Below are 20427 nucleotides of genomic sequence, written 5' to 3'. Positions count from 1 at the left end.
GCACGGCGACGGCCGACAACGAAGGCTCCGGCGGCCGCGGATGCGGCGGGACTGACCGCGCTCAGATGATCGGCGGCTGACCCAGCCGGGCCAGCTTGGCGACTGTCTTCCAGCGCATCGGCTCGCGCAGCCCCGGGGACGTACGCCAGCCCTCGTTCCACCCGGAGACCCAGGACTTGACCGACTCCCAGTCGCCGGAATTGCGGGCCAGCGAGATGGCGGTCCAGATCCCGACGTAGACCGGGATCAGCGGCGCCGGCAGGTTGCGGCGCGCCACCCAGACCCGGTTCCGGGCATTGAGCCGAAGATAGTAGGCATGCCGTCCGGGCGGCAGCGCCGGATGGTGGACGGTCAGGCTCGCCTCGTACCAGGCATCCCAGCCGCGATCGCGCATCCGCCAGCAGACGTCGACGCCCTCGTGCCCGTGGAAGAAGTTGCCCGGGAAGCCGCCGACCTCCTCCCAGGCCTGCCGGCGATACAGCGAGACCCCCTCCGGGCAGGTGAAGGCGGGACCCGAATCCATCGGGTCACCGACATGGGCCCGGGGCACCCAGCGCCGCAGTGTGACACCCGATTCGTCGGACAGCCGGGGTGCCAGCAGCCCCAGCCGCGGCCACCGGTCGAAGATCACCATCGCCTTGCTGAGGAACTCCGGGTCGGGCAACCAGGCGTCGTCGTCGAGGAACATGAAGACCTCGCTGGACACCCGGCCGGCCGCGTAGTTGCGGCCACCGGGGGACCCGAGATTCTCCTCGAGTCCCTCACACCGGACGCCGTCCGGCAACCCCTCCGGCTGCCAGCCCATGCCGACGCAGAACACCTCGAACGAGCCGTACGTCTGGGCCAGGGCGCTGCGCAGGCACTTGTCCAATTCCTCGGGCCGGTCTCCCATCGACAGCACGATGATGCTGACCCGAGGCGTGTGCGACATGGAAGTTAACTGTACGGCCACCGGGCAGTCACCACCGATTCACGACCCGCGTCGGCGAGGCCGAGGATCAGGTATGACTCAGCCGATCGCGGCGCCGATGATCAAGCCGACGGCAAGCCCGATCGACGAGATCAGGCAGGCCAGCCCGGCGGCTTTCAGTGCCGGGATCAGGTCCCGGCCTACGGCCCCCCGTAGCACCGTCACCAGCTGCGGAACCAGGTAGCCGATCCCGACCAGGGCCAGCAGCGCCCACCAGCCGGCGACCGCCGCGGTGATGACGTACGCCACCGCGGCGCCGACCGCGAGCCCGGTGAAGAGGACCCGCGTCGCCGGTGCCCCGATCCGCGTCGCGAGGGTGCGCTTGCCGGCCACCCGGTCACCGGGGATGTCACGCAGGTTGTTGACCACCAGCACGGCCACCGCCAACAAACCGACCGCGATCGCCACCAGCAGGGTCGCCAGGTCGATCCGCCCCAACTGAACGACCGTCGTCCCGCAGACCGCGACCAGGCCGAAGAAGACGAAGACGAAGACCTCGCCCAGGCCGAGGTAGCCGTACGGGTGCTTGCCGCCGGTGTAGAACCAGGCCGCCAGGATCGAGGCGATCCCGGCCGGTATCAGCCACCACTGCCAGGACAGCACCAACAGCACCAGCCCGAGGATCCCGGCCAGGCCGAAACAGCCGAACGCCGCGCGTTTCACCAGGCCCGGCCGCGCGACGCCCGATCCGACCAGGCGCATCGGACCGACCCGGTCGGCATCGGTGCCCCGGATGCCGTCGGAGTAGTCGTTGGCGAAGTTGACCCCGATCTGCAGCGCGACACTGAGCACCAGTGCCAGCACTGCCGGGACGACCTTGAAGGAGCCGCCGGCGTAGGCCGTGGCGGAGCCGGCGATCACCGGGGCGATCGACAGCGGCAGCGTACGCGGCCGGGCACCGGCGACCCATTGCGACAGATTCGGCATCCCCGGCAGTCCCGGCATGGTCTGAGCCTCACTCATGCACCGCCCCTTTCCGCAGAGGAGTCACTTATTCCCTGATCTGTGCGGTGTGTCGCGGGTTCGAGGCCCCCTCGCCGCAGCGCCTCACGATCAATCTTGCCGCTGCTGGTCCGCGGCAACGTCGCCAGGACGACCACGTCCGGCAGTTCGTGGCGGGCCAGCCGGGTCGCCAGATAGCCGCGCAGCGCCTCAGTGTCCAGTTGCCCGGCCCAGCTCTCGGCGTATGCGACCGGGCGCGTACCCCATTCCGGATCAGGTACGCCGACTACCGCGATCTCGCCGTCCAGGCCCGGCCATCGCCGGGCGACCTGTTCGACCGCCGCGGTGTCGATCTTCAGTCCACCGGAGATGATCACGTCGTCGAAGCGGCCGAGGACCTGCAGCATACCGTCGGCGAGCACGCCACGGTCGTTGGTGCGGACCCGGCCGTCGAGCAGCGTCGCGGCGGTCAGCTCGGGATTGAGACGGTAACCGGAGAAGACCATCGGTCCACCGAGCAGGACCCGACCCTCGCGGGGTCCAGGAGTCTCCGGTTCGACGACACCCCGTACAGATGAGGGATTTTGCGACCCCTCGGCGGGTTGGAGGGTGACCGTGGCACCGGGCAACGGGACTCCGTCGTAGACGCAGCCGCCGCAGGTCTCGCTCATCCCGTAGGTGGTGACGACCGTGATTCCCGCCTGCCGGGACCGTTCCAGCAGGGCCGGGTCGGCGGGACCGCCGCCGAGCAGCACCACATCGACGCGGGCCAGTGCGGCACTCAGTACCGGATCGCGCAGGGCGCGCGTGAGCTGGGTGCCGACCACCGAGAGATAACTGCGCCCGTCACCGGCCTCCACCGACCGGGACAGACCGGACAGATCCCGGCCGACCTGGTGCACCGGCCGGCCGGCCGCCACCGCGCGGGCGACGACCATGAACCCCGCGACGTAGTGGGTGGGCAGCGCCAGCAGCCAGCGCCCCGGGCCGCCGAGACGCTCCTCGGTCGCGGACGCGGAGGCTCGGATCGCAGTCCGGGACAGCACGACGCCCTTGGGAACACCGGTCGAACCGGAGGTCGATACCACGACGGCGGCATCGTCCTCGGTGACCGGCAGCTGCGGCTGCAGCATGGCCATCACCTGCTCGGCGGCGGTCGGGTCGGCTGGCAGCGGAGCGATCGGCCGGCCGGCGGTCAGCGCGTCGGCAACCGCGTCCGCCACGGTGCCCAGGTCGGCATCCGCATCCAGCACCCGCAGCTGCTCCGCGCTACCGCTCACGATGCCTGCTCACCATGCCCACTCACATGCCCACTCACACTCACTGCAACAGTCTGCCCCGCGGTCCCGGCCGGGGCGAAAGCCGGCCTGTGGCAGCGGCGTACTCCTGGACTGGGCACTCCCTAGACTGGGGCCCGTGCCCGGGCTCGCCATCACCACCTACGCGATCGGCATGCGCACCCGGTTCCGCGGAATCACCGAACGCCGCGGAATGGTCTGGCGAGGACCGGCCGGCTGGGCCGAATGGAGCCCGTTCGAGGACTACACCCCGGCCCAGATCGTGCCCTGGCTGAGAGCCGCCCGGGAGCAAGCAACCCAGGACTTTCCGGATCCGGTCCGTGACCGGGTGCCGGTCAATTGCACGATCCCGGTGGTCGGCCCGGAGGTCGCATTCCGGATGGCGACCGATTCCGGCTGTACGACGGCCAAGATCAAGGTCGCCGAACCGGGGCAGAGTGCCGGCGAGGATCTGGCGCGGGTCGCGGCCGTCCGGGATGCGCTCGGACCGCTGGGCCGGATCCGGGTCGATGCCAACGGCGCCTGGGACATCGAGGAGGCGTACGCGGCATTGACCGACCTGAGCGCGTTCGATCTCGAATACGCCGAACAGCCGTGTGCCGCGGTCGAGGACCTGGCCAGGCTGCGGCGTCGGCTGTGGGCCGGCGGAGTCGCGGTCCCGATCGCCGCCGACGAGTCGATCCGGCGCGTCGAAGATCCCTACCGGGTCGCCGAGCTCGAGGCCGCCGACATAGCCGTGCTCAAGGTGCAGCCGCTGGGCGGGGTGCGGGCCTGCCTGGAGATCGCCGAGCGGATCGGGCTGCCGGTCGTCGTGTCCAGTGCCGTGGAGACCAGCATCGGGATCCGGGCCGGGATCGCTCTCGCGGCCGCGTTGCCCGAGCTGCCGTACGCCTGCGGGCTGAACACCATTCGGCTGCTGGCCGATGATCTTGCCCGGGCGCCGCTGGTCGCGGTGGACGGGACGCTGCCGGTCGGTGACCTCGAGATCGATGCCGGCGCCGTCGGCAGGTGCAGGGCGTCCGACGAGCTGGCCGACGGCTGGGCGGCCCGGCTCGCCGAGACCCTGGAGCTGGCCGAGTTGGAGCTTGATGATCTGCTGGTCGATGATCTTGGGACGACCGTCCAGGGCGTGGCGCGGTGACCGGGTCGACGGCCTGCGCCCGGGTCGTGGTCGAGGAGTTGATCAGCTACGGCGTCCGAGACGTGGTGCTGGCACCCGGATCGCGGAATGCACCGCTGGCGTACGAACTCTTCGAGGCCGACAAGATCGGCTTGTTACGGCTGCACATCCGGATCGACGAGCGCAGTGCCGCCTTCACCGCACTCGGGCTGGCGAAAGGATCCGCGACGCCGGTGCCGGTGATCACCACGTCCGGCACCGCCGCCGGCAACCTGCACCCTGCGGTGATGGAGGCCTGGCACTCTCGGGTGCCGTTGATCGCGATCACCGCCGACCGGCCGCTGTCGGTGGTCAACACCGGTGCCAACCAGACGACCCGGCAGTCCGGACTCTTCGCCGGGCACGTCCGGGCCGAGGTGCAGCTGTCCAGTAATGATCTTGCCCCGCGGGCCTGGCGCTTCCAGCTCAACCGTGCCCTGGTCGCCGCCTCCGGTCTGCGGAGCATGATCGGCGGACCGGTGCACGTCAACATCGGCTTCTCCGAGCCCTTGGTGCCCGAGCCGGTCGATGCCATCGAGGAGGACTACCGCGAGGTCACGCCGAGCACCGGGCGGCCTCCCGTCACCCGGTTGCCGGTCGGCCCGCAGACCGTGGTGGTCGCCGGTGATCTGCCGCCCGAGGATGGTGCGGAGATCGCCGCCATCGCCGAACGGGCCGGCATCCCGCTGCTCGCCGAGCCGTCCAGCAACGCCCGCGGCGGCGGCACCGCGATCAGCAGCTATCGGCTGCTGTTGCAGTCGTCACTGGTCGACGACATCGAACGGGTGATCGTCGTCGGGCACACCACGTTGTCCCGTCCGGTGACGCGACTGCTGCAACGCCAGGACATCGAGTTGATCATCGTGGATGCGGCTCCGGAGTGGAGCGATCCGGCCATGAACGCCGACCGGGTGATTGCGGCTTTCGAGCTGTCTCCCGGGTCCGCCGAAAGTGACGGACCCGACGAATGGCTGGCCCGATGGCAGCAGGCGGACCGGGCACTGCGGCCCCTGATCACCCGGACGATCGCCGATCCGGCCACCGACGCGCCCATGATCACCGGGCCGGCGCTGGCCGAGCTGGTCTGGCAATCGCTCGGGGCCGAGGACCTGCTTTTCGTCGGATCGTCCAACCCGATTCGTGATCTTGACCTGGCCGGCCGGTCCGCAACGCCGCCCGTGACCTACGCCAACCGCGGCCTGGCGGGGATCGACGGCTCGGTGTCGACGGCGATCGGCCTGGCGCTGGCCGCCGACCAGCCGGCGCACGCTCTGCTGGGCGATCTGACCTTCCTGCACGATTCGAACGGCTTGATCATCGGTCCGGCCGAACCGCGGCCGCGGGTGCGCTTCATCGTCGCCGACGACAACGGCGGCAGCATCTTCGCCACCCTGGAACAAGGTCATCCGGCCCAGATGAGCGCTTTCGAGCGACTCTTCGGCACACCGCATGGGACCGATCTGGCGGGGATCGCAGCAGCTTCAGGCGTCGACTACCTCAAGATCACCAGACTCGACGATCTTCGCGAGCACCTCCGGCTCCCGCCACACGGACTGGAGATCATCGACGTACGCGTCGACCGCGATCACCGCCGGACGTTGGACGAGCGGCTCAACTCGCTCGCAGCCACGCTCTGACCCGGGCCGTGGCGATCACGTCGTCCTCGTTGTAGTTGAGCACCCGCACTCGGGCCAGCTCGCGCAGCTCCGCCGACTCGGCGTGCACCGCGTCGGTGAACCAGCGCGTCGAGTTCAAGCCACCGGCGTCGTCGTCGCGCCAGGCGAAACCCGCGCCGGCCGTGGCCACCGGCTTGAGCCCGATGCCGTGCACGCCGAAGTAGTTCTGCCTGACCAGGGTCAGCAGATCGCAGAAGTGCTCGGCCGCGAAGTCCAGCGCCCAGCTGAAGATCGGCTCCGCCGGATGAGCCTCGGCCAGCCGTCGCAGCGCGGCGGTCTCGAAACCGCTGTAGTGGTAGACGCGTACGCTGCCGGTCTGCTCGGCCTGCTCTCGCAACCAGGTCAGGGCCCGGACCGCCAGCCGGTGCTCGTCCTCGGCATCGACCTCGGTGAAATCGGCGAACGGGTGGTAGACCCCGTCACTGGAGTCGCGGAAGCCCCACAGATAGATCGTCCCCTCGACGGTGGTCTCGATGTCGAAGTCGATCTCCAGCTCGGCGCCTGGCACCTCGATCGGACCGCTGGTGATCCGCTCGTACTCCACCCCGGCGGTGATCAACCGGGCGCGGCGGGCGGCCTGCCGCAGCCGCTCCTCGGCGCCGGCCCGATGGGTGACCTCCGGCAGATACCAGCCGAACAACTCGTCCAGATCGACGCCGGCCAGCTGATCGACGGTGGAGATGCCATGCGCCCGCAGGGTGGCAATCTCGCGGACGTCGAGCGAGCCCTTGCCGATCCGCAGGCTGACGTCGTCGTCGGGCAGTTTCGAGCGGCAGTAGTCCCACCACTGGCAGCCGGAGCACTCCGCCACCACGATCGGCTGGACCAGCAGTGGCGGGTCGTCGGGCCGGCCGGTCTGCCGGGCAGCGATCCTGGCGACGTCGACCCGGAAGGCGTGCTCGTGGTCGTACCGCTCCAGGGCGCTGCGCGCCGTCCAGCCCGAATCGTCACTACGGGAGAAGGTTCGCAACAGCGGCTCGGCCAGGTCCATCCAGGTGACCATCGCTTCCCGAGCCCAGTCGTCGGTGCCGATCAGGCCGGCCAGCGGCCGGCCGGGCGCATCCCAACCCAGATCGCCGAGCATCCGCTGATAGTGCGCGAGTTGCAGCAGATCCGCCTCCCGGGAGGTCAGCCGGAAGCCGTAGCCGGCGACTTCGTCGGCGAAGTCGGGCGCCGGTGCCTCAAAGCTGCTCACCAGCACCGAACTGTTTGGCCGCGGGGCGGTCGTCGGTCTCTTGCGCTCGTGGATCTTGTGGTGCTTGATGTCGACGACGTGATAGCCGGGGCTGCCGTCGGCCCGATCCTCGCCGCGGACCAGCACGTCGGGCCGGCCGGACCGATGCCGGACGGGGTCCCGGGGCAGCAGGCCGCCGACGATCAGGCCGGCGCCGGAGGCCACGGCCTCGGCGAGCGCACCGGACTGGATGTGGGCCGGCAACTCGTCGGCCAGCCGCAGATCGATCACCTGGCCCCGGGAACCGTACGCAGCGATCAGCTGGGCGAGCACTTCCTCCTCGAACTGCTCGCCGCCCTCGAAGAGCTCTGCCAGCCGGTCGTCGACCTCCCGGGCCTGCAGCGGGATGGTCGCGTCGAAAGCGTTCTGGGTCTTGACCGCGCAACTGCGGGCCGCGTAGGCGCCGAGCACGAAGGAAGCGGATCGATCACCGGCGGTGTCCCCGGTCGGATCCGTGTACTTCCCCGCATCCCTGGTCCTGGCAGCCGTCGTCATGACAGCCAAGGGTGCCACCCGGCGCCGACAACCTGCGTTCCGCCGCGCATTCGGGGCGAGTGTGTCGGGTGGGGCACAATGCTCTATATGGCAAAACGCGGTTCAGTGGTGTTGAAGGTGTCCGGGCTGCGGCGCGCCTTCGGCCCGGTGACCATTCTGGACAAGTTCAATCTCGAGGTGCGCGAGGGCGAGGCGGTCGCGCTCACCGGACGCAACGGCGCCGGCAAGTCCACCTTGCTGCGCTGCCTGGTGGGCGCCGACAAGCCCGACGACGGCACCATCGAGGTCAACGGCACCAAGCTGACCGAGTCCGCGGTCGAGATCCGCCGCGATATGGCCACGGTCATCGACGACCTGGACTTCTTCCCCGATCTGAGTGTGGTCGAGCATCTCGACCTGCTGGCCCGCGCCCATGGGCTGAGCGATCCGGAGCCGGTGGTCGACGAGATCCTGCACGAGGTGCAGTTGATCCCGCAGTCCGGCCAGCTGCCGGGCACGCTGTCCTCAGGCCAGCGGCGCAGGCTCGCCCTGGCGACCGCGTTCGTACGTCCCCGCAAACTGCTGATCCTGGACGAACCGGAACAGCGCCTGGACACCGAGGGCATCGCTTGGCTGTCCGGCCGGCTCAAGGAAGAGCGGGAGAACGGTCTGGCGATCGTGTTCGCCAGTCACGAGCCGTCCCTGGTCAACACCGTCGCGACCCGGATCCTGCACCTGGGAGCCGCTCGCGCCGGGGAGCCGCTGGCCCCGACACGTGACGAGAGCCTGGCCGAGCCGAGCCTGACGCCCGAGGACGTGGTGGCGGGGACCCCGACCACCGCCGAGCCCGGCGGCCAGCAGCCCGCCCAGAAGACGACCCAGAAGCAGCCGGCCAAGAAGCCGCGGCCCAGCCAGGGCCGCAAGCCCAAGACGCCCAACCAGCGGTCGACGGCCAACCAGCGGCGCAACCGGTGAGTGACCGATGAGTACCGCAGACTTCCCGCTCGCCGAGAACGGGCAGCGCGCCCCCCTGATCGCGGAGGATCCGGCAACAGCCAAAGAGCTGAAGCTGATGATCAAGGACTGGCGGACCGGACGGGCTACCCGGTCGCTCGGTCAAGCACTGTCCGACGGTTACATCGCCGTCTTCGGCTTCCTGCTGGTCGGCGCCATGATCGTCAACGTCGTCGTCCAGGCCCAGGGCGTGGTCTCCGAATGCAGCAGCCAGGCGTGTACGTCGGCGCGCGAGTTGCTGCCCTGGGCGACCTTCGCCCTGTGCGTCGCCGCCGCGCTGGTCCTCAGCCGGCTCTTCGGCCCGGTGCTCGCATCCGCGGCCGAGGGCTTCTGGCTGTTGGACGCGCCGGTGCAACGCAGCCGGCTGCTCTGGCCGCGGCTGCTGGGCATCACGATCGCCGGACTGGTGATCGGCATGCTGGCCGGCGGGCTGATCTCGGCACTGACCGGCTCGCCGCTGGACGAGATCATCGTCTGGGGCATCGGTACGGGCCTGGCCGCGTCCGCCTCGATCGCCTTCGCCGCCGCCGAGCAGGGTGCCGAGCGGCATCTGCCGACCCGGCTGGTCAGCTATCTCTTCGGCTTGGTCGGTCTGGTCGCGCTGCTGGCTGTGATCGCGGTCGCGGCCGGCTGGCTGGCGCTGACCATCGACGTCACCCGCGGCACCCAGATCGGTTTCGCGCTGATCGCGGCCTCGGCGATCGTGCTGGTGCTGTCGGCGGTCCTTGCGCTCGGCCGGCTGAACCAGATCCGCCGCACCCGGCTGCTGTCCGGCGGTGCGCTGGTCAGCGGCATCTCCGGCGCCTTCTTCGCATTGGACTTCGGCCTGATCCGCGACATCGTCGTCGACCGCCGGGCAATGGAGATCGGCCACGTACGCTCCAAGCCCGGCCGGGGGATCGGCCTGACCCCGTTGATCTGGCGCGAGGCCCAGCGATTGGCCCGCAGCCCGCAGCCGCTGCTGTGGGTGGCCCTCAGCCTGGTCGTCCCGTACGCCGTCGACGCGCTCGGGATGGGCAGCGTGATGCCGATCTTCGCCGCGCTGGTGCTCTTCGGTGCGATGGTGCCGATGCTGAACGGTCTGCGGGTGCTGACCCGGACCGGCGGACTGGCCCGGTCCATGCCGTTCTCGACCAAGGCGATCAAGCGTGCGGTGGTCGCCGTCCCGGCGGTCGTCGCGCTGCTCTGGGCGATCGCGGTGGTGCCGGCATTCCTCGGCTTCGAGGGCGAGCACCATCCCTTCGGCACCGCGGTCCTGATGGCCGTCGTCACCGGCGCCGCGGGCTTTCTGGGAGCGGTCCGCTGGACCACCGGCAAGCCGCCGAATTTCGGCGGTCCGGCCGTCGCGAGCCAGTTCGGTGCCATCCCGCCCGGCCTGATCATCGGCCTGATCCGCGGCTTCGACATGGCGCTGCTGATCACCGCGCCGTTGTTGCTCGGCCTGTCCCCGGTGATCTCGCTGGTGATCGCGGCGATCGTCGCGATCGTGCTGCTGAGCCTGGACTGGGAGTCGATGAAGTCCCAGGCCGAGGAGCAGCAGAAGCAGCTCAGAGCCGAGCGGGAACGCCGCGGCTGAGCCGATCGGCGATCACCGCACCGAGCGCGTCGATCCCGGTCCGGATCTGCTCCTCGGTCGAGGTCACGTAGCTGAGCCGTAGCGTGTTGCTGCGCGCACCGGTTGCGTAGAACGGCCGTCCGGGGACGTACGCGACGTTGCGGTCGACCGCCTCAGCCAGCATCGGCTCGGTGTCGATCGTCTCGTCCGGCAGCGTCACCCAGCAGAACATCCCGCCCTCCGGGTTGGTACAGGTCACACCCTCCGGCAGCTTGCGGGCGACCGCGTCGATCATGATCGCGGCGCGCTGTCCGTACGCCTCCCGGATGATCTTGATCTGGTTGGTCAGCACGTCGTCCAGCAGCTCGGTGATGATCATCTGGTTCAGCGTCGGGGAGTGCAGGTCCGCAGCCTGTTTGGCCTGAACGAGTTTGTCGATCACATGCCGTGGGCCCTGCACCCAGGCATCCCGCAGTCCTGGAGCGAGCACCTTGGAGAAGGTGCCGAGCATGATCACGTTGAGCTCGTCGGGACTGCTGTCCCGGCGTGCCAGCTCGAAGATCGTCTCGACCTCGCCGCCGCGGAAGCGCAGCTCGTTGTAGGGACCGTCCTCGATGATCGTGACGCCGCGGCGCCGGGTGATCTCCAGTAGCGCCTCGCGGCGGGCGAGCGGAAGCGTACGGCCGGTGGGATTCTGGAAGGTCGGGATCGTGTAGAGCAGCTTGGCGTCCAGTCCGGCGAGTTGATCATCCAGAGCCTCGGGGACGATCCCGTCGTCGTCCGTGGCGACCTCGACGAACCGGGGAGCGTACGGCGCGAATGCCTGCAGGGCGCCCAGGTAGGTCGGTGACTCGACCAGCACCACGTCACCCGGATCGATCAGCACCCGACCGAGAAGATCGAGTCCTTGCTGGCTGCCGCTGGTGATCTGCACCATGTCCGGCGAGATCCTGCTGCGTTCGGCGATCCAGTTCCGCAGCGGAAGGTGACCTTCGGTGGTCGAATACTGCAGTGCCGCGGGACCATGATCGGTCAGCACCCGGTCGGCGGCATTCTTGATCTCCTCGATCGGGAACAGCTCCGGCGCAGGCAGCCCGCCGGCGAAGGAGATCACCTCGGGCCGCTGGGTGATCTTGAGGATCTCCCGGATGGCGCTGGAGGTCATCGACCGGGCGGTGCTGCTGATCGGGATCATGACGGCAGTGTGCCAGGGGCGAGCAGCGGCCGTACATCCTCCCAGCCGAGCCGATGATCAGCGATGTAGTAGAGCGTCATGCCGGGGTTGAGCCGGGTGTCCGACGGGGGATTGGTGGTGAAGCTGCCGTCGTCGGCGAGTGCGCAGACGGTGACGTTGTGGGTGTCCTTGAGCCGGAACATCAGATCGCCGAGCCGGTGGCCCTTCGCGTCGTCGAGGAGTCGTACGGAGTAGGTGTCGGCACCGCGTCCGATGGTCCTGATATCGGCGTAGAAGCGGGTCACTCCCGGGACCGCAGCGGCCTCGCTGAGCATCGGCAGATCGTGGCGCTCGACACACTCGAGCTGTGGACCGAAGGTCCGCAGCAGCCGCTGGGTGGTGTCGGTGTCATGCGCCGCGGTGACCACGTGCAGATCGGGATGCAGTTGGTGGACCAGCAGCGTCGTGACGATCGCCCCGTCGTCGTCACCGTCGTGCTCGTCCACGATCACGGCCCGGGCGTTGCCGATGCCGGCCCGGTCGAGCACCTGCGGATCGCGGAAGTTGCCGCGGACGAAGCTGACGTCGTCGCGGTGCGGCAACGGATGCTCGTGCGCCTGTTCCGGAAGCGCGCAGATCACCACGTGCGCCCCCTTGTCGTCACAGAGCTGCTCCGCCAACGGTCCGGTCCGGTCGGCGGCATAGCCGAGGATCACGAAGTGATCGGTCTTGTCCACGCGGGCGACTCCCTTCATCCGTTTGGTCCGTCGCGCGGCAGCCGCGTCCAGGACGTCTCCGACCAATGCCGCCACGATGCCGATGGCCGTCATCATCACCAGGACCCCGGCGATCCGACCGGCGACGCTGACCGGGGTGAAGTCGCCGTAGCCCACCGTGAAGGCGGTCACCAGGAACCACCACCAGAAATTCTTCGGCCTGGTGATCGCGGCCGATGACGGTTCGGCGATCAGCATGATCACCCAGGCGATGACGAACACCGCGGCCAGCATCAGCACATACAGCCGCCAACCGCGAAGCCGTGAAGCGGCGGCCCGCAGGATCAGCCAAACCAGCACCGGGCGATGTCCCTCTCACGTCGACTGCCGACCATCGTGCCAGTGCAAGGGGGCGAGCCGCCGCCGCAACACGAGAGCAGGACCGCAGTTGTCGCCAGTTCAGTGGTGGCGTAACGTGAATTGCGCCGTTGGTTCGTGAGACGGGACTCAGGATGAATCCGGTCGCTTTCGGTGTACGTCAACGGAGCCCACATCTGGGGGCTCGGGACGGAAGCCGTTGTGGCCGATCGTCAGCAGCATCCCCGTTCCTACCGACCGTCTGCGCCGGCGCTGGGAGATGCGAATGCGCCGGCTCCTTCGAGGGCCAATCTGATGTCCCGAGGTGGCAATACGACCCGCCGCACGGAGAGCGGATCGTGGCTGGACTCGGAGGTGAATTCTTTGAAGTACGCCGAGGACTTCGCACAGCTCGCTGAGCAGTTGCACGCCGAGCATCAGCAGCAGCCGACACTCGAGCGGATCGCGAGCCTGGCGGTCCAGGCCGTCGATGCCTGCGACGCCTGTGGGATCATCCTGCGCGAGCGGGACGGGCGGCTGACGACCGCGGCGGCGTCGGATCCGATCGCTGCCCAGGCCGCACAGTTCCAGGAAGATCTCGGCGAAGGTCCGAGCGTGGACGAGGTCTGGGAGCTCGGGACCCTGACGGTCAACGACCTGAGCAGTGAACTGCGGTGGCCGCGCTGGGCGCCGGCTGCGGCAGAGCTGGGTGTCCGGTCCGTCCTGAGTCTTCGCCTGGAGATCACCGGTTCGCCGCTGGCCGCATCGCTGAATCTCTTCGCCCACCAGCCGTACGCCTTCGACGCGACCGACCTCGGCATCGCCAGTGTCTTCGCCCGGCACGCCGCCAGTGCCTTGGCAGCGGCCCACGTGGAGGAGGGTTTGAGGGCCGCGGCCCGGTCCCGCCAGATCATCGGTGTTGCGCAGGGGATGCTGATGCAACGCTTCGGGCTGACGCTCGACCAGTCCTTCGAACTGTTGCGGCGCTACTCTCAGACCCACAATGTCAAGCTCCGGGTGCTCGCCGAGACTCTCGCTGAGTCCGGTGGCATCAAGACGACCGGCGTCGACGGCGCCCCGGCTGACCCCGCCGCCGGTCTTGATCAGGCATTCGGGATCGGCCCGGACGACTGATCACCCGAAACTGCCGCTGGCCGGATCCGGTCGCTTCCGCTGTCGACGGTGGAAGCTCGCCGGGCTGGGTAGTGGTGGCGCAGGTTCCCGGGCAACAGACCTAGGAGTTCTCGGGCGCCAGGATCCGCCGGTCAAGCAAACGGCCGGCGGATCCGCCCCCGGGGTCCTGTCCCTTCTGCTGGCAGCGAAAGGTTGACGATTCCGGCCGGCGGCCGGATTAGCGTTGCTTCATGACCGAAGCGCCACAGCCCCCGCAACCGCAGCGATCCGACGCGATTCCCGGCGCCGACGTCGTGCCGCTGGGGCGGCATCGACGGCCCGGTGATCCGCTGCTGCGGACCCTGCTCGGGGGCGTGCTCCGCCGAGCCCGGCATGATCAGAAGCGCACCCTGTCCGACGTTGCCGAGACTGCGGGCATCTCGGTCCCGTACCTGTCGGAGATCGAGCGTGGTCGCAAGGAGCCCTCCTCTGAGATGCTCGCCGCAGTCTGCGGCGCGCTTGATCTTGATCTGCTGGACCTGGTCTGGAGGACCTACGTGGACCTCCTCGATCATGAGGTCCAGGAGACCCTGACCGTACGTCCCCAGCGGGTCGGCGCTGGACGCATCGGGCATCCGGCCGGTCGCCCCGGCGACGTGCTGGCGCTCGCGGCCTGATCCTCAGCCGATCCGGTACGCAGCCGCGGAGGCTTCGCGCGGCTGCATCACTCGGTCGACGACGCCGTAGCCGACCGCCTCCTCCGGGGTCAGGATCAGATCCCGATCGGTGTCGGTCTTGATCTTGTCGATCGGCTGCCCCGTGTGCCGGCTGAGCACCTCATTGAGCTGGGAGCGCAGCCGTGCGATCTCCTTGGCCTGTACGGCGAGATCGGGCAGGGTGCCCTCGGCACTCCCGGACGGCTGGTGCAACAGGATCCGGGAGTGCGGCAGCACCGAGCGTTTGCCCGCTGCACCCGCAGCCAGGAGCACCGCAGCCGATGATGCCGCCTGACCGATGCAGACGGTCGCGACCTGGGCACTGATGAACTGCATGGTGTCGTAGATGCCCATCAGCGCGGTCAGCGACCCGCCGGGCGAGTTGATGTAGAAGCCGATGTCCTGCTCGGAGTTCTCGGAGTCCAGGTGCAGCAGCTGCGCGATGATCACATTGGCGACACCATCGTCGATCGGCGTACCCAGGAACACGATCCGGTCGCTCAGCAGCCGGGAGTAGATGTCGGAGACCCGCTCGCCGCGGATGGTCTTCTCGACCACGGTCGGAATGGAGTACTGGCTCATGATCATCTTCTCCTAGAGTCGCGCCGACCGGGTGCGGACCGCCGGTCGCACGTCGGCGACCTCGCTGACGACGGCATCGATGATTCCGTAGTCCAGCGCCTGCTGGGCGGTGAACCAGCGGTCTCGCAGCGAATCCGCGTCGACGGTGGATTTGGACTGTCCGGTGTGCTCGGCGATCAGCGTGTTCATCAGCTGGTTGGTGTATTCGAGGTTCTCGGCCTGGATCTCGATGTCGGCACTGGTCCCACCGAGCCCGGCCGAACCCTGGTGCATCAGCACCCGCGCGTTCGGCAGGCTGTAGCGCTTGCCCTTGGTGCCGCCGGACAACAGGAACTGCCCCATGCTCGCCGCCAGCCCCATGGCCAGGGTGCTGACGTCGTTGGGGATCAGCTTCATCACGTCGTAGACAGCCAGTCCGGCCGAGACCGAGCCACCCGGTGAGTTGATGTAGAGACTGATGTCGGCCTTGGAGTCCTCAGCGGACAGCAACAGCAGTTGGGCGCAGAGCCGATTGGCGATCGCGTCGTCGACCGGCTGGCCGAGCAGCACGATCCTCTGCTCCAGCAGCCGTTGGACGAGTTGATCAACGAGACCGGAGCGGAACTGCGGCTCGCCTTCCCTGGTGGTATTGATCATGATCGTTTCTCCTCTCATGACCAACGGTGCCCGTCCCTGACCTGGAATCCACCCCGATCTGCCGGCAGCTAATCTGCCTCCGGCATACCCGCCGAGGGGTCGGTAATTCCCTGATCCGTGCGGCGTGTCGTCACCGCACCGACCGGGAGACCGCGACACGCCGCACATATTGAGGGATATGTGACTCCTCGGCGGGTGGGAGGGTCAGGTCCAGCCGCGGCGCTCGGCCAGCCAGTCGGCGACCACGACGGCGCTCCAGCGCTGGTGCTCCCGCAGATAGGGTGAGCCGTCCGGCTCCGGGCTGGTCGAGGCGATCGCGTAGTAGAGCGCGAGGTCGGCGAGCAGGCTGTCGATCGCGTCCTTGTCCTGCGGTGTGACCACCGGGCTCGCGGCCAGGATCGCGTCGACGTCGTGCCCGTCGCCGCGGGCCGACATCAGGAGCGTCACCAGATCGACAAAGGGCTTGCCGAGCGCCGGAAAGTTCCAATCCACGATCCAGGCACGTCCGTCGGCGCCGATGATCATGTTGTCGTCGCGCAGGTCGCAGTGCACCAGTGTGGTCCCGTTGCAGCGCTGCGGCAGGGCAATGATCAGGTCCCGCAATTCGGCGACGTGGTCGCCGAACCGCTCGGTGATCATCTGCTCCTTGTCCGGGCCAAGACCGCCCAGTGCCTCGCTCAGCGGTTCCCACGCGTATCCGGGCGGAGCCGGTGTCAGAGCCTGCGCGGCCGTCTCGACCGCCCTGACGGCGACCCTGAGGTCGGCATCGGTCCATGGCCGGTGCGGCGGGCGCCCGTCGATCTCTGCGAAGGCCAGCAACTGCCAATCCCCGCCGTCGATCCCGGACCGGGCGTCGAAGATCAACTCCGGTGCCGGGACGGCGACCGGAAGCGTACGCCGCTTGAGCGCCTCGTTGGCATAGGACTCCAGCAGCCACTCCTTGCCCCAACCGGCGATCTTGGCGAAGACCCGGCGGCCGTCGTCCAGCTGCAACCGGGCGGCGAAGCCGGGCGTGTAACCGCTGAGCTCATTCGCCGCCGAGACCACCCGCGCACCGAGTTGATCTTGGGTCCAGTCCTGGACCGCGGCCGGCAGGTCGGCCCAGGCCGGACGTTGTGCGGTTGCGGCGTGCGGCACGGTGAGCGGGGTGGGCGTACGAGCGGACATAACCGGATCATGGTCGTACCGGTGCCGGATCGCGAGTCAATTGCCGTACGGCCGCGTCGAATCTCGCCGGCTGAGACCTGGATCACGAGGTGCATCTCACAAATCGGGGATAGTCGGTTTCGGTTCCGGCGCGGCTAATCTGAGCGGCGTGAGGACGTCTGCTCCCGGGCCGGTCGAGCGGCCGCGGCTGCTGGTCGCGACCGAGGAGATCGCAGACCCGGGACCGCTCGCCGACGCGATGCCGGATGCCGCCACGACGGCCTGGATCCGGCGGGGCGAGGGCATGATCGGCTACGGCGAGGCGGCTCGCCACAAGGCGACCTCGCTGGCTGACGCCGAGCAGTGGTGGCGGGAGCTCCGCGATCAGCTGGTGGTCGAGTCCGCGTTGGGTGGCGACGACCTGCCGGGCACCGGGTTCGTCGCATTCGGCAGTTTCGTCTTCGACCCGGACAACACCGCCGCGGAGTCGGTGCTGATCATTCCCGAGTTGATCATCGGCCGCCGGGCCGGTCGTGCCTGGCGGACCACCATCCGGCCCTCGGACGCGCCGCCGATCAGCGCGCCCCGGATCGAACCGGTCGAGGCCCCAGGAGCGGTGACCTTCGCAGACGGCAAGCTGAGCGGTCCGGAGTGGGAGCAGGCGGTCGCGGAGGCCGTCGGCCGGATCATGACCACCGAGCTGGACAAGGTGGTGCTGGCCCGGGAGCTGGTCGCCATCGCCGACAGTCCGATCGATCCGCGACGGCTGGTCAGCCGGCTCTCCGAGGAGTACGCGACCTGCTGGACCTATCACGTGGACGGACTGGTCGGCGCCACGCCGGAAATGCTGGTGCGACGCGAGGCCGGCCTGGCCACCTCGCGAGTGCTCGCCGGCACCATCCGGCGATCGGCTGATGCCGGCCAGGATCTCGCCTTGGCTGCGTCGCTGGCGCACTCGAGCAAAGACCTCGAGGAGCACGAGTACGCGGTGACCTCGGTTGCGCGGGCGCTGGCGCCCTACTGCTCCGGGATGAACGTCCCGGACGCGCCGTACGTGCTGGAGCTGCCGAATGTGCTGCACCTGGCAACCGACGTGACGGCGGTCGCAGCACCCGAGGCGAGTTCGCTGGCGCTGGCGGCCGCATTGCACCCGAGTGCGGCGGTCTGCGGTACGCCTACGGCACTGGCCCGGTCGACGATCGCCGAGCTCGAGCATCTCGACCGGGACCGCTACGCGGGCCCGGTCGGCTGGATCGACGCCGACGGTGACGGCGAGTGGGCGATCGCCCTGCGGTGCGGCCGGATCGATGCCGACGATCCGCGGCAGATCCGGCTTTACGCCGGCTGCGGCATCGTCGGCGGCTCGAATCCGGAGGCCGAGCTGGCCGAGTCGGTCGCCAAACTCGTACCGATGCGGGACGCCCTCGCCGGTTGATTCACTGGCTGTGGACGCGGGGACGCGGCCGCCATGGCTGCGACGCGCGATCAGAAGGCGAAGGATCGGCTGGCAGCAGCTCGTCGACCTGCTCGGTGCCGGCGGCATCTTCGTCCGCGCGCTCAAGATTTGAGGATCCGGGTCGATTCCTTTCCTGGCTGAGTTCGCGGCACGCCGCCGAAATGAGGGAATAAGTGACCCCTCGGCGAGGTGAGGGTTTTCGCAAGGATGAGGTTGCGTAATTACCCGCGCTGGCTAGGGGAAACGTCTCGCCCCCGCGTGGAATTGACCGATTCGATAACGCCGGGTTCACTAGCCCCATACCGACGTGACTGGCGGGGTGGTCCCGTCGTAGAGTGACCGATAGCTAGTGAAGAGTTTCACTAAGTCCCTCAGTATCACCCTCAGTATCAAGTCGTCCGGAGAGTTGGAATGACTGGCAGCGAACGCGGCGCGATCACTAGCGATGTGATCGTCGTCGGAGCCGGACCAGCAGGTTCGGCGGCTGCGACGTACCTGGCCCGCAGTGGACTCGACGTCTCCCTGCTGGAGAAGACCAAGTTTCCCCGGGAGAAGGTCTGCGGCGACGGGCTCACCCCGCGCGGCACCAAGCAGTTGATCAAGCTCGGCATCGACATCTCCACCGACAACGGCTGGGCCCACCAGCGGGGCCTGCGGTTCTGGGCCGGCGGGCGGCACTGGGACCTGGACTGGCCCGACCTGGTCGACTACCCGAATTTCGGCGTCACCCGGCAGCGGGCCGATTTCGACCAACTGCTGGCCGAGAACGCGGTCGCCTCGGGCGCGAAGCTGTACGAGTTGGCCAATGTCACCGAGCCGATCATCGATCCGGTCACCGATCGGATCACTGGTGTGGTCACCAAGGACGGCCAGCGCTTCAGCGCGCCGCTGGTGGTCGCCGCCGACGGCAACTCGACCCGGATCAGCATCGCGATGGGCATCAACCGGCGCGAGAAGCTGCCGATGGGCGTCGCGGTCCGGACCTACTACAAGAGCCCGCTGCACGACAGCCCCTACATCGAGTCCTGGCCGGAGCTGTGGACCGGCAAGCCGGGGGAGTCGGATCTGCTTCCCGGCTATGGCTGGATCTTCCCGCTCGGCGACGGCACCTGCAATGTCGGCCTCGGCATCCTCAACACCTCCAAGGCGTTCGGCAAGGTCGACTACAAGCAGATGCTGAAGGTCTGGATGGACAACACTCCGCAGGAGTGGGGTTTCCGGGACCAGAACCAGGTCGGCCGGGTGCTCGGCGCCGCGCTGCCGATGGCCTTCAACCGGACCCCGCACTACAACCGCGGGCTACTGCTGGTCGGCGATGCGGGCGGCATGGTCAGCCCGTTCAACGGCGAGGGGATCCCGTACGCGATGGAGTCGGCCGAGATGGCTGCCAACGCGATCGCCGAGGCACACTACCGCGGTGTCGGCACTCCGAGCGCGGAGAAGGCGTTGTACGGCTACCCGGCGCAGTTGAAGGAGACCTGGGGCGGCTACTACTCGCTCGGCCGTGTCTTCACCAAGATCATCGCCCAGCCGACGATCATGAAGGCAGCAGTGCGCTACGGCCTGCCGCGCAAGGTGGTCATGCAGTTCACCTTGAAGATGTTGTCCAACCTCACCGATCACCGCAACGGTGACATCTACGACCACATCGTCAATGGCCTGTCCAGGATCGCGCCGTCGACATGATCAACAGCGAACCCGAGCAAGCGGCCCCGGTGCGGCACCGTCAGCCCGGTGCGATAGGGATGGACGTGCGCAAAGAGACGGGCGCCAACAGATGGGCACGAGAACCAGTGAAAGGGACTAGGGCATGAGCCTCTACGTCGGCTTCGTGATCGCCCTGATCATCGCCGCGGCATTCGTCGTCCTGACGATCGCCGCCAGCATGATGGTCGGTGGCCCTGGTCGGTACAACCGAGCCAAGCTGGACTCCTACGAGTGCGGCATCGAGCCCACGCCGCAGCCGGCCGGTGGCGGTCGCTTCCCGGTGAAGTACTACCTGACCGCGATGCTCTTCATCGTGTTCGACATCGAGATCGTCTTCCTCTATCCGTGGGCGGTGTCCTTCCACCAGATGGGCGTCTTCGCCCTGGTCGAGATGGTGCTCTTCATCGTCACCGTCTTCGTCGCCTACTTCTACATCCTGCGCCGGGGAGGCCTGGAATGGGACTGACCGGACTCACGCCGACTGGATTCACGCTGAGGAGCA

The 20427-nt window shown here is 68.4% G+C and carries 18 protein-coding genes and 1 pseudogene; 10 read left to right on the top strand and 9 right to left on the bottom strand.

Going from position 1 to position 20427, the window contains the following annotated elements:
* Positions 1 to 61 precede the first annotated feature (61 nt).
* From IEY07_RS11380 to IEY07_RS11370, 3 genes are all read right to left on the bottom strand, one after another.
* Complete coding sequence (locus IEY07_RS11380; RefSeq protein ID WP_188895503.1) at positions 62 to 931, bottom strand: glycosyltransferase family 2 protein; 870 nt, start codon at positions 929 to 931, stop codon at positions 62 to 64.
* A gap of 78 nt (positions 932 to 1009) precedes the next feature.
* Positions 1010 to 1897, bottom strand: a complete 888-nt coding sequence (locus tag IEY07_RS11375; protein ID WP_188895736.1) for a 1,4-dihydroxy-2-naphthoate polyprenyltransferase — start codon at positions 1895 to 1897, stop codon at positions 1010 to 1012.
* Between the two features lie 32 nt (positions 1898 to 1929).
* Complete coding sequence (locus IEY07_RS11370; protein WP_188895502.1) at positions 1930 to 3192, bottom strand: AMP-binding protein; 1263 nt, start codon at positions 3190 to 3192, stop codon at positions 1930 to 1932.
* Positions 3193 to 3328: 136 nt separating this feature from the next.
* Here IEY07_RS11370 and IEY07_RS11365 point away from each other — a divergent pair, with 136 nt between their 5' ends.
* On the top strand, positions 3329 to 4351 hold the full coding sequence (locus IEY07_RS11365; RefSeq protein WP_268239212.1) for an o-succinylbenzoate synthase: 1023 nt from the start codon (positions 3329 to 3331) through the stop codon (positions 4349 to 4351).
* The gene (gene menD / locus IEY07_RS11360) at positions 4348 to 6006 is read left to right on the top strand and encodes a 2-succinyl-5-enolpyruvyl-6-hydroxy-3-cyclohexene-1-carboxylic-acid synthase (protein ID WP_188895500.1); all 1659 of its coding nucleotides are present in this window, start codon (positions 4348 to 4350) and stop codon (positions 6004 to 6006) included. The genes IEY07_RS11365 and menD overlap by 4 nt, the downstream gene beginning before the upstream one ends.
* On the opposite strand, the gene IEY07_RS11355 is transcribed toward menD, so the two are convergent.
* The gene (locus IEY07_RS11355; RefSeq protein WP_188895499.1) at positions 5981 to 7774 is read right to left on the bottom strand and encodes a TM0106 family RecB-like putative nuclease; all 1794 of its coding nucleotides are present in this window, start codon (positions 7772 to 7774) and stop codon (positions 5981 to 5983) included. The genes menD and IEY07_RS11355 overlap by 26 nt on opposite strands.
* 78 nt (positions 7775 to 7852) lie before the next feature.
* On the opposite strand from IEY07_RS11355, the pseudogene IEY07_RS11350 reads away from it, so the two are divergent.
* A pseudogene (locus tag IEY07_RS11350) lies at positions 7853 to 8503 on the top strand (ABC transporter ATP-binding protein); the annotation flags it as partial.
* Between the two features lie 232 nt (positions 8504 to 8735).
* Positions 8736 to 10343: a DUF6297 family protein gene (locus IEY07_RS11345; RefSeq protein ID WP_188895498.1), complete on the top strand. Its 1608-nt coding sequence runs from the start codon at positions 8736 to 8738 to the stop codon at positions 10341 to 10343.
* Here IEY07_RS11345 and IEY07_RS11340 read toward each other — a convergent pair.
* Together IEY07_RS11340 and IEY07_RS11335 are read right to left on the bottom strand one after the other, a co-directional pair.
* Positions 10315 to 11517, bottom strand: a complete 1203-nt coding sequence (locus IEY07_RS11340; protein ID WP_229669979.1) for an aminotransferase-like domain-containing protein — start codon at positions 11515 to 11517, stop codon at positions 10315 to 10317. The two genes, IEY07_RS11345 and IEY07_RS11340, sit on opposite strands and share 29 nt — an antisense overlap.
* A complete protein-coding gene (locus tag IEY07_RS11335; RefSeq protein ID WP_188895497.1) occupies positions 11514 to 12572 on the bottom strand; it encodes a potassium channel family protein in 1059 nt (352 codons plus the stop codon). Before IEY07_RS11335 ends, IEY07_RS11340 begins: the two co-directional genes overlap by 4 nt.
* Before the next feature lie 372 nt (positions 12573 to 12944).
* Between IEY07_RS11335 and IEY07_RS11330 the strand changes: the two genes are divergently transcribed.
* The gene (locus IEY07_RS11330) at positions 12945 to 13703 is read left to right on the top strand and encodes a GAF and ANTAR domain-containing protein (RefSeq protein WP_188895496.1); all 759 of its coding nucleotides are present in this window, start codon (positions 12945 to 12947) and stop codon (positions 13701 to 13703) included.
* A 230-nt stretch (positions 13704 to 13933) separates the two neighbouring features.
* Positions 13934 to 14359, top strand: a complete 426-nt coding sequence (locus IEY07_RS11325; RefSeq protein ID WP_188895495.1) for a helix-turn-helix domain-containing protein — start codon at positions 13934 to 13936, stop codon at positions 14357 to 14359.
* Between the two features lie 3 nt (positions 14360 to 14362).
* On the opposite strand, the gene IEY07_RS11320 is transcribed toward IEY07_RS11325, so the two are convergent.
* The 3 genes from IEY07_RS11320 to IEY07_RS11310 all read right to left on the bottom strand — a co-directional run bounded on the left by IEY07_RS11320 (position 14363) and on the right by IEY07_RS11310 (position 16783).
* Positions 14363 to 14980 carry an ATP-dependent Clp protease proteolytic subunit gene (locus tag IEY07_RS11320; protein WP_188895494.1) on the bottom strand — a complete coding sequence of 206 codons (618 nt, stop codon included), beginning with the start codon at positions 14978 to 14980 and terminating at the stop codon, positions 14363 to 14365.
* Between the two features lie 12 nt (positions 14981 to 14992).
* Positions 14993 to 15616 (bottom strand): ClpP family protease, encoded by a 624-nt coding sequence (locus IEY07_RS11315; RefSeq protein ID WP_188895493.1) that lies wholly within the window; start codon positions 15614 to 15616, stop codon positions 14993 to 14995.
* 204 nt (positions 15617 to 15820) lie between these two features.
* Positions 15821 to 16783 carry a phosphotransferase family protein gene (locus IEY07_RS11310; protein WP_188895492.1) on the bottom strand — a complete coding sequence of 321 codons (963 nt, stop codon included), beginning with the start codon at positions 16781 to 16783 and terminating at the stop codon, positions 15821 to 15823.
* A gap of 148 nt (positions 16784 to 16931) precedes the next feature.
* Between IEY07_RS11310 and IEY07_RS11305 the strand changes: the two genes are divergently transcribed.
* From IEY07_RS11305 to IEY07_RS11295, 4 genes are all read left to right on the top strand, one after another.
* Entirely contained in the window at positions 16932 to 18197 is a 1266-nt protein-coding gene (locus IEY07_RS11305) for an isochorismate synthase (RefSeq protein WP_308422935.1), read from the top strand.
* Positions 18198 to 18207: 10 nt separating this feature from the next.
* The gene (locus IEY07_RS24460) at positions 18208 to 18330 is read left to right on the top strand and encodes a hypothetical protein (RefSeq protein ID WP_268239211.1); all 123 of its coding nucleotides are present in this window, start codon (positions 18208 to 18210) and stop codon (positions 18328 to 18330) included.
* 299 nt (positions 18331 to 18629) lie between these two features.
* The gene (locus tag IEY07_RS11300; RefSeq protein WP_188895491.1) at positions 18630 to 19904 is read left to right on the top strand and encodes a geranylgeranyl reductase family protein; all 1275 of its coding nucleotides are present in this window, start codon (positions 18630 to 18632) and stop codon (positions 19902 to 19904) included.
* A 124-nt stretch (positions 19905 to 20028) separates the two neighbouring features.
* Positions 20029 to 20391 carry an NADH-quinone oxidoreductase subunit A gene (locus IEY07_RS11295; protein ID WP_188895490.1) on the top strand — a complete coding sequence of 121 codons (363 nt, stop codon included), beginning with the start codon at positions 20029 to 20031 and terminating at the stop codon, positions 20389 to 20391.
* Positions 20392 to 20427: the final 36 nt, after the last annotated feature.

The organism is Microlunatus endophyticus (assembly GCF_014646195.1).
Lineage (GTDB): Bacteria > Actinomycetota > Actinomycetes > Propionibacteriales > Propionibacteriaceae > Microlunatus > Microlunatus endophyticus.
Note: the sequence above shows the minus strand (reverse complement) of the source record. Positions and strands in the feature narration are given on the sequence as shown.

Bases quoted from the DNA above. Each gene is read 5' to 3' on its own strand.
- IEY07_RS11380 (WP_188895503.1), bottom strand. From the start codon at position 931: ATGTCGCACACGCCTCGGGTCAGCATCATCGTGCTGTCGATGGGAGAC.
- IEY07_RS11375 (WP_188895736.1), bottom strand. From the start codon at position 1,897: ATGCCGAATCTGTCGCAATGGGTCGCCGGTGCCCGGCCGCGTACGCTG.
- IEY07_RS11355 (WP_188895499.1), bottom strand. From the start codon at position 7,774: ATGACGACGGCTGCCAGGACCAGGGATGCGGGGAAGTACACGGATCCG.
- IEY07_RS11345 (WP_188895498.1), top strand. From the start codon at position 8,736: ATGAGTACCGCAGACTTCCCGCTCGCCGAGAACGGGCAGCGCGCCCCC.
- IEY07_RS11340 (WP_229669979.1), bottom strand. From the start codon at position 11,517: ATGATCCCGATCAGCAGCACCGCCCGGTCGATGACCTCCAGCGCCATC.
- IEY07_RS11325 (WP_188895495.1), top strand. From the start codon at position 13,934: ATGACCGAAGCGCCACAGCCCCCGCAACCGCAGCGATCCGACGCGATT.
- IEY07_RS11320 (WP_188895494.1), bottom strand. From the start codon at position 14,980: ATGAGCCAGTACTCCATTCCGACCGTGGTCGAGAAGACCATCCGCGGC.
- IEY07_RS11315 (WP_188895493.1), bottom strand. From the start codon at position 15,616: ATGATCAATACCACCAGGGAAGGCGAGCCGCAGTTCCGCTCCGGTCTC.
- IEY07_RS11310 (WP_188895492.1), bottom strand. From the start codon at position 16,783: ATGTCCGCTCGTACGCCCACCCCGCTCACCGTGCCGCACGCCGCAACC.
- IEY07_RS11300 (WP_188895491.1), top strand. From the start codon at position 18,630: ATGACTGGCAGCGAACGCGGCGCGATCACTAGCGATGTGATCGTCGTC.
- IEY07_RS11295 (WP_188895490.1), top strand. From the start codon at position 20,029: ATGAGCCTCTACGTCGGCTTCGTGATCGCCCTGATCATCGCCGCGGCA.